General features: G+C 53.1%; 10 protein-coding genes and 1 tRNA gene. 6 read left to right on the top strand and 5 right to left on the bottom strand.

Features of this window, described 5'->3' with window-relative positions; all coding sequences use genetic code 11:
* The 5 genes from ACLQ7H_RS02620 to ACLQ7H_RS02640 form a co-directional block, all read left to right on the top strand.
* The coding region (locus tag ACLQ7H_RS02620) for a hypothetical protein (protein WP_411751327.1) at window positions 1-251 on the top strand (251 nt) is incomplete at its 5' end.
* Between the two features lie 46 nt (window positions 252-297).
* Window positions 298-1,272, top strand: coding sequence for a methionyl-tRNA formyltransferase (locus tag ACLQ7H_RS02625; protein WP_411751328.1), 975 nt, complete (start codon window positions 298-300; stop codon window positions 1,270-1,272).
* A 24-nt stretch (window positions 1,273-1,296) separates the two neighbouring features.
* Complete coding sequence (locus ACLQ7H_RS02630) at window positions 1,297-1,860, top strand: cupin domain-containing protein (protein WP_411751329.1); 564 nt, start codon at window positions 1,297-1,299, stop codon at window positions 1,858-1,860.
* The gene (locus ACLQ7H_RS02635; protein ID WP_411751330.1) at window positions 1,853-3,082 is read left to right on the top strand and encodes an MFS transporter; all 1,230 of its coding nucleotides are present in this window, start codon (window positions 1,853-1,855) and stop codon (window positions 3,080-3,082) included. Before ACLQ7H_RS02630 ends, ACLQ7H_RS02635 begins: the two co-directional genes overlap by 8 nt.
* An 11-nt stretch (window positions 3,083-3,093) precedes the next feature.
* The gene (locus ACLQ7H_RS02640; RefSeq protein ID WP_411751331.1) at window positions 3,094-3,840 is read left to right on the top strand and encodes an SDR family NAD(P)-dependent oxidoreductase; all 747 of its coding nucleotides are present in this window, start codon (window positions 3,094-3,096) and stop codon (window positions 3,838-3,840) included.
* 196 nt (window positions 3,841-4,036) lie between these two features.
* Here ACLQ7H_RS02640 and ACLQ7H_RS02645 read toward each other — a convergent pair.
* The 5 genes from ACLQ7H_RS02645 to ACLQ7H_RS02665 form a co-directional block, all read right to left on the bottom strand.
* Window positions 4,037-4,112 (bottom strand) — tRNA-Asn (locus ACLQ7H_RS02645).
* Window positions 4,113-4,206: 94 nt separating this feature from the next.
* The gene (mtfA, locus tag ACLQ7H_RS02650; RefSeq protein WP_411751332.1) at window positions 4,207-4,995 is read right to left on the bottom strand and encodes a DgsA anti-repressor MtfA; all 789 of its coding nucleotides are present in this window, start codon (window positions 4,993-4,995) and stop codon (window positions 4,207-4,209) included.
* Window positions 4,996-5,359: 364 nt separating this feature from the next.
* Window positions 5,360-5,584 carry a YdcH family protein gene (locus ACLQ7H_RS02655; protein WP_411751333.1) on the bottom strand — a complete coding sequence of 75 codons (225 nt, stop codon included), beginning with the start codon at window positions 5,582-5,584 and terminating at the stop codon, window positions 5,360-5,362.
* A gap of 243 nt (window positions 5,585-5,827) precedes the next feature.
* Window positions 5,828-6,757 (bottom strand): pyridoxamine 5'-phosphate oxidase family protein, encoded by a 930-nt coding sequence (locus ACLQ7H_RS02660; protein WP_411751334.1) that lies wholly within the window; start codon window positions 6,755-6,757, stop codon window positions 5,828-5,830.
* Window position 6,758: 1 nt separating this feature from the next.
* Window positions 6,759-7,385 carry a glutathione S-transferase gene (locus ACLQ7H_RS02665; RefSeq protein WP_411751335.1) on the bottom strand — a complete coding sequence of 209 codons (627 nt, stop codon included), beginning with the start codon at window positions 7,383-7,385 and terminating at the stop codon, window positions 6,759-6,761.
* Window positions 7,386-7,485: 100 nt separating this feature from the next.
* On the opposite strand from ACLQ7H_RS02665, the gene ACLQ7H_RS02670 reads away from it, so the two are divergent.
* The coding region (locus ACLQ7H_RS02670; RefSeq protein ID WP_411751336.1) for a LysR family transcriptional regulator at window positions 7,486-8,236 on the top strand (751 nt) is incomplete at its 3' end.

Here is an 8,236-nt window from a genome sequence, read left to right on the forward strand (position 1 = left end):
AGGAGGTTTTTTCTCTAGATGATCGTGTGATCACCGCCTTAGCCCGTTACAACGCATTTCGCATCAGCAGAAATATTGTACTAACCCTGTATGACTTGATGGGGGGATCTTCCGTATACAAGCGCTCGCCAATGGATCGCTGGTTACGGGATTCGGCAACCATGTGTCAGCATGCGGTTGCACAGGACTCTATTTTGCAATTGGCGGGTAACGTGCTGGTCGGGGGGCAATCATCGAGCCCATTTTTTTGAGTTGAGTGGCATCGTTGACCTGTTAGGTACCCATGGAGATCTTGAAATGTCGAAACGACTAAAGATTGTGTTGTTCTCTGAAGTTAATTCGAAGCTGGGTTCGCCTTTTCTTCGGATCCTTTCCGCCCATCCCATGATTGAGCTGGTTGCTGTAGTCACATCACCGCAAAACAGCCTTTGCGGTTACTTTCTTAACGATCCTTTGAAGGTAGATATAGAAGTTGAAGCCAAAGCGCTTGGCCTCCCCGTGCTGCGTCCTGAGCGGGTGAGCACTGCTGCTGTAGTTATGCAGTTGACCGAGTTTGAACCTGATTATTTCATTGTGGCTAATTTCCAACAGATATTGAGTCCTGAGTTACTGGCAATACCCCGCATTGCCCCGATTAATTTTCACCCCAGCCCTCTACCGCGTTATGCAGGCCTTGCGCCTTTCTACTGGGTGATTCGTAACGGTGAACGTCATAGCGCTATCAGCGTTATCAGGATGGAAGAAGGTCTTGATACCGGGCCGATCATCATGCAGCGGCAGATTGCACTATCTGGCATGGAAACGGGGATCAGTTTGCGTGGTATGCAAGAGCGGCAAAATGTTCTGATGCTGCTGGATCTCATTCCCTTGCTATCAACTGGCGCGTTTACTTATGCCCCACAGGACATCAGTAAACGAACCTATTGTGCCCGCCCGCGTGAGCAAGACTATCTACTCGACTTCACTTTGGATGCCCAGACACTGTGTTGTCATACACAGGCAGGGTATCGGCATCCTGGTGCACATTTTTTCTTGCCGGATGGCTCTCGCGTTGTCGTGTTATCGATGGCCCGCTGCCACGATAAAACCCGTGTCAAGTTGGATATACCCGGCAGCATTCGCCACACGGCAGTGGGCACCTTCGTTGCTGCATCTGATGAGTGGCTGCAATTACTCACTATTGACATCGAGGGTATAGAAACTCGTGTTACTCCCAGCAATTTGCTGGTCACGTCCAGAGTGGCACAAGCTAAGCTCGCTGCTGCAGGCTAATCCGACACAAAGCTAAAGAGGTTTATGATGAAAAAGTCAGAGAGAAACCCAAGGGATAAATCCGCATCCGATATAAGGCAAACCTATTTACCCGCAGGTTTTGGACCAAAAGTATGGATGAGTGGTGATGAATACCAGATTCTTCTTGATGCTCAAAACAGTGGTAATACCATGACGCTGATTGAGGCACTTATCCCCCCGGGAAGTGGTCCCCCCATGCATCAGCATAGCAACGTGGACGAACTTTTCTTTGTACAGACCGGTGAGCTCGACATCATGGTTGATGCAGTCGTATATCAGGTCAAGGCGGGTGGGCGTGTATTTGTCAAACGTGGGGTTCCGCATGCCTTTGTCAATCGTTCAGACCAGGCTGCCAGCATGCTGATTTTCTATACCCCAGGAGGCATAGAAGAGTTCTTCTTGGCGGCAGGCCGACCGGTGGTTGATGGGGTTACTCCGCCCGCAGCTACCGAAGATAGCCTGGCCAGGGAAATCAAGATTGCCTCTTATCACCAAACTCATCAGGAAATGCCAACCGATGGTGATGTAGCTGCTCGCTCGATCGTTGGGAGGGGAACAAATGGATGACGTGAAACTTAATCTCGCTATCCCCATCAATACAAAGAAAGACTCACTGCCTTTAGCCATCTACATACTGTGCCTAGGCATATTCGCGATGGTGACCAGTGAGTTTCAAGTCTCTGGAATGATCCCTGTCATGGCTGACGATCTGGGGGTGACGATATCGCAAGTTGGTTATCTCGTTTCCATTTATGCGTTTGCCATGGCTTTCGGTGGCCCACTGTTAGCTATCGGGCTACTGAAAATCGCACCTAAAACGGCGTTAATCATTCTTTACCTGGTCTTTATCAGCGGTGAAGTTCTTGGGGCACTCTCCAGAAGCTATGAGGCATTGATTATCGCCAGGTTGATTACCGGTGCAGCATCTGGGGCTTTCTTTGGCGTTGCGTTGGCGATATGCGTGCAACTGGTTACAGAATCACTGCGTGGGTGGGCTGTTTCTATTGTATTGGCTGGCATTATGGTCGGCACAGTGTTTGGCCTCCCTATGGCTAATCTGATCGGGACACATTTTGGTTGGCGCGAAAGTTTCTGGACCGTTAGCGCTCTGGCGGCGATGGCTGGCATTGTGAGTATTGTCTTTATCCCCTCCATTCCAAAGGCTGCCGCGCTAAGCCTGCGAGGTGAATTGGGAGCCTTGAAAAATCCCAAACTCTGGGCTGCCTTTGCGACCAGTTTATTAATCATTGGCGCCACTTTTGCGGCATTCACCTATTTCACTCCAATCTTGAAAGAGATCACAGGATACAGCGATGCGGCGGTAGCGAGCTTATTGTTTGCCTATGGGGTGGCTACGGTTGTCGGCAACCTGGTTGTTGGGAAACTGGCTGAGCGCCATACGATCTCAACATTGTCCATTGGACTGATCGCGCTGGCGGTATTCCTGGTGTTATTTGCCTTGTTCGCAGACAGCAAACTGATAGCCGCTCTGGCGTTGATGGGGATCGGTCTGGTTGGCGTCACGATGAACCCCGCCATGGTTTCACGCGTAATGCGTACTGCGAACGGAAGGCCCTTGGTCAACACCTTACACACCTCCGTCATCACGCTGGGTATTGTCGTCGGTTCCTTCCTCGGCGGCCTGTGCGTCAGCTTTGGTTTCAGTCTGCGATCGCCGCTTTGGGTTGGTTTTTTGATGGCTATCGTCGGCTTGATGACGTTACTTCCAGATATTCGCCTGCTGCGTAGGGCGAATGCACAGAAGCAAAAAACGATTAACCCCCTCTAAGGAGCTTCATTATGTCTACTCTTGTTGGAAAAGTTGCATTGGTCACGGGGGGAAGCAGGGGAATAGGCGCTGATATTGCCCGGCATCTTGCCCGCGATGGTGCCGAGGTCATCATAACTTTTGCGCATGATACTCAAGCTGCAGATAAGGTGCTTGCCGATATTCATCAATACGGTAGGCGAGGTGAGGCGATCCAGGCTGATATTGCAGATGCTTCGACTATTGCCCCGGTTATCGAACGGGTGATTAAACGTTACGGTGGCCTTGATATTCTGGTCAATAATGCCGGCTACATGGATATCAGTGGTACTCCATTGCAAGATATTCCCCTGGAAACCGTCAATCAGACCATCATGGTCAATATCAGGGGGGCGTTCCTGTTCGCGCAACATGCCTCAACTCATCTGCGTGAAGGGGGAAGAATTATAAATATTGGCAGTTGCGTTGGCCGTCACGTTCCGGGGAGCGGGCTGACGCTATATGCAATGAGCAAATCAGCCATCATAGGGCTCACGAAAGGGCTAGCACGAGATCTTGGTTCTAAAGGTATCACGGTAAACCAGATATCTCCGGGGCCAATCAACACGGATATGAACCCGGTTAATGGCCCCAATGCCGAATTCTGGTGCAATCTGACATCCTTGGGCCGATATGGAACAACCAATGAGATCGCGGCAGTTGCCAGCTTTTTAGCCAGTTCAGACGCTGCTTTTATCACGGGGGCAGAAATAGCTGTTGATGGAGGAACAAATAGCTAGTGCAAGGTTTATTATTGGGGGGAGACAGGAGTTGTTCTATGAAATGTTAAGCCTTGTCGAAATCGAATCGGAGAGTAGGCCCCCAATAAATCATCATAGCCAACAGAACAACCTGAGATCCACTGGTGGCAACCGTCTTCCAACAGACTGAAAAGCAAAAAGCCCGCTTAGTTGCCTAAGCGGGCTTTTCTCAATATGGCTCCTCTGACTGGACTCGAACCAGTGACATACGGATTAACAGTCCGCCGTTCTACCGACTGAACTACAGAGGAATCGTGTGAACGGGGCGCATCATATCCAGCCGTGCAGATCGTGTCAACGCAAAATTGATTATGGGGGGTGCGACAGCTCATCATCTGAGCAAACTCAGTCCCGTTGTGGCTCGCTGTCTGCATACCAACGCTGTAAACGGGCCAGCGGGTTTTGTTTGTAGAAGCGGCAGAAGTGCTCGTACAACGTAGGGAAGCGGTTGGCCAGCAGCTCTGGGGCGCTAAAGAAATACTCGGAAAGTACGGCGAAACACTCTGCCGGATCGCTGGCGGCGTAGGCATCCATGCTGGCAGCTTCTTCGCCCACCATATCGATTTCATCTTGCAGGTTTTCCATCGCGGCGTGTAAATCGTATTCCCAGGCGGCGATATCGCGCAGCGGGATTGGGGGCACGCCGGTAGCGGTGCCGCCATTACGCATATCCAGCTTGTGCACCGCTTCATGGATCACCAGGTTGAAACCGGAAAGGTCGAAGGAGTCTTGCACGTCTAGCCAGTTGAGCACGATTGGCCCCTGTTCCCAGCTTTGGCCCGCTTGCACCACCGGCCCGGAATGCACCAGACCAATATCATCCTGCCATTCATCTTCCACTACGAACGGGGTTGGGTAGAGCAGGACTTCGTTAAAACCGTCCAGGCATTCTGCCCCCAGTTCCATTACCGGCAACGCAAACAGCAGGGCAATACGCGCCTGCATCAGGGATGTCAGTTCCAACCCTTGTAAAGGCACGATGCGTTTATTTTGCAAAATCTGGCTGGCGACCGCGACCAAACGCCGCTGCTCTTGCTCATCCAAAGGTGAGAGCAGGGGGATGGACAGGGCTTCCTGCCAGTCGGCAAACGTTTCCGCCTGCGCTTGATTTGCTTTCCACGGCCATTTAATCATTGCGTTGCTCTAAGGGTCACTGGAACATTCGGCTGGGGCTGATATCGTCAACTTGCCGCAAAAGGGGGCTCTATAGCAAGCGTTTCACGCAGAGATGCCGGAGCGGCTGATCACAACGGCCTTGCAAACGGTCAGGGGTTTGCCCGCCATGAGGATTAAATGCCCCCTCTACGCTAGTATTCAATCACTTACGCTTAAGTTTGTCTGTGACCAAAGTCCCGAAGAATGGAATCCGAAGCTTTAGCAAAACCCGCCGTCAACCTTCACCCAATACGGCGGGGAGCAGTCACATAAGCAATTCTGTTCAAATAGGTTTAATGGAACTCAACGGTGATCCCCGCAGTAGCGCGGGGATCGGCGGGCGCTACTTGGCTGCGGTTTCCTCTGCCTTTAGTATTTTGTGTATCTCATCCTTGATATGGAGCTTCTCTTTTTTCAAACGAACCACCTCGTCAGAGTAGCCGTTGCCCGATGGCCCTTCTAACCTGGCTATTTGGTGGTCGAGTTGGTTGTGCTTTTCAAACAATGACTGGAAGCGGGGGTGGCTTGATTTCAGGTGCGATATTAACTCACGGTATTCTGGAAACATACTCAAGCTCCTTTGAGTCAAACTGTCTACTGGAGGGCTTCTCCACTTTCACTGTAACGTAGCGTGGATTTTTTTAAAATGGCGCTAGCTAGCAAAATCAGCAACTGCCGTTCAGATTGATGACAAAGGGGCAATGTTGCTGAATGGGGAGAGAGGCGCAGATGTTCGACCGTAGTGGCGCCGCATGCTGCGCCCGTTGCAAGCCCGGTGACGGCATATCAGCAACCTAGGCAGCACCTGAAGTTAAAACAGGCTTCCAGCGTGATTTTGCCAAACTCCCGTGCGTAACGTTGCTGGAGAGAACTCAACGTTTCTGCCGCGCCAGCCCAGTGCCTGGCGAAAACGCCACGCACTGGTGATATCAAACCGCCAGTAGCGCTCGGCACCTGCGACGGCTGCGTTTTCCGCCTGCCATAAGATCTGGGTTTCCCCCTGCAAATGTAAAATATCCCCTAGTGTAAAATCGATAAACAACAGTGCCGCTCGTGGCTGAGCCAACAAGTTACCCAGCGTATTCATATAGCGGTTGCCGCGAAAATCCGGTATCCACAGGGTTTCGCCAGCCAGATGGATGAACCCCGGTTTACCGCCGCGATGCGAGATATCCACGCCGCCTTGTGCTAAATCACCGTGGGCGTAGCTGGCTACAAAACAGGTGTCTGCCTGTTGGATCAGTTGCCGGGCCTGGCCATCTAAACTGTTCAACTGTTCGATGGGAGCGGCAACGTTCGGCTCGGCGAACAGCTCCCGCCGTTGTATGTACTGCGGGCAGTTGCCGAAGCTTTGTTGCACCGCAATCTCCACGCGGTTTTTATCCGTACGGCTAATGGTGCCGTTAACCCGGTTACGCCTGCGGTTACTGAAGTCTACCCCTAATGCGCCGACGGGCTGGCCGGGGTAGAGTGCCGCCTGAGCGGGATCGTCCGCCCGGCGTGGTGAAACGATCCGCAAATGTGTTTCATCCGGCGAGCGCAAAAAACCGGCTGGGCCACTGAACAACGTAGCAACCGGCCACTGCCGTTCATCCAGTGTGGCAACAAACAGGTAGGGTAGATGAGAGAAGAACTCGCGATGTTGATCGGGCATGGCGGTATATATATTCCCGCTCACCGCATCAAAACCGGCCAGCTCCTGCGCTAACTGCTCATCGGGATGAAACAGGGAGGGAAACATGTTATTGACCTACAGCCTGTTCAGGCAGGGGTAACGCAGGCATAGGGAAGAACCCGGGCAGCGCGGCAATACGACCTAACCAGCGCTGGATTGCCGGGAAAGCCTGGAGGGAAAGCCCACCTTCCGGGGCGACCGCCACGTAGCTGTAACAAGCCAGATCGGCAATCGTGGGTAATGAGGTCGCCAAAAATTCGCGTTCTGCCAAGTGTTGCTCTAACTGGGGTAGAAAGCGTGCGCTGATGGTTTGTGCAGACGGATAGTTCTCTGGCGCAGAAAATTGCACCACCATCCGACAGGATGCGGGGCCATAGCGTACCTCTCCGGCCGCTTTGGAAAGCCAGGCTTGCACTTGGGCGGCCGCCAACGGATTTTCCGGCAGCCAGTGGCTGTCTGGCGCATAGCGTTTCACCAGGTACACCATGATGGCGTTACTGTCGGTGAATACCTGCTCATCTGCCAGCAATACCGGGATCTGCCCAACGGGATTAAGCCGCAGGAATGCCTCGCTACGGCGCACCGTGGCCGGAGCCTCACAATACTCATAAGGCAGAGCGAGCATTCGCAATAGCAGCTCGACGCGGTGGCAATGGCCAGAGGCTGGGGTGCCGTACAGTTTCAAGATTTGCATGGTGAGTCTCCTTTATGGTGTGCTGACTAGAATACTCTTGCGCCAGATGATGGCTATCCGGGAAGATGGCAATTGATAATTTCACTTGGCGGAATAGTCTATGGATCGATTGGACGAGTTGGCGATTTTTGTGGCGGTGATCCAGCAGGGGAGTTTGGCCGGTGCGGCCCGCAAGCTGCGCCGTTCCGCTCCGGCGGTGACCCGGGCTATCGCTTCGCTGGAGCAACGGTTTGGTGCGCGGCTAGTGGAGCGAACTACCCGGCGTCTGGCCCCCACGGAGGCCGGATTACGGTTAGCCGAGCGCGCGCGTGCACTGTTGCACGACTATCAAGACGCGGTGATGGATACTGCAGAGGCTCAACTGAGCGGGCTGCTGCGTATTACTTCACCGGTGCAGTTTGGGCGCAAGCATGTGGCACCGGTGGTGATGGCTTTTCTCGAACGTTACCCGCAAATCCAGATCGACATGCAGTTAAATGACCGCAATCTGGAGCTGATCGATGAAGGGCTGGACGTGGCGGTGCGCATCGGGCATTTACAAGATTCCTCCAAGGTGGCGCGTAAGCTCGGAGAGGTGACACGCGTCACCGTGGCTAGCCCAGCCTATCTGGCGCAACGCGGGGAGCCGCTGGAACCGGCGCAGTTGAGCGATCATGACACTATTGTCGGCACTCTACGTCCGACGTCAGGAGAATGGCGCTTTGGGCCTAACGAAAACGGTGAGCGAGTACGTTTGACGCCGCGCTTGTTGTTGAACGAGGTGGAAACTCAACTGTTGGCAGTGCGGGCAGGAAAGGGGATTGCCCGGCTACTGTCTTATCAGGTGGCGGACGATCTGGCCAATGGTACGC

Source organism: Serratia sp. (in: enterobacteria) (assembly GCF_046715635.1).
Taxonomy (GTDB): Bacteria; Pseudomonadota; Gammaproteobacteria; order Enterobacterales; family Enterobacteriaceae; genus Chania.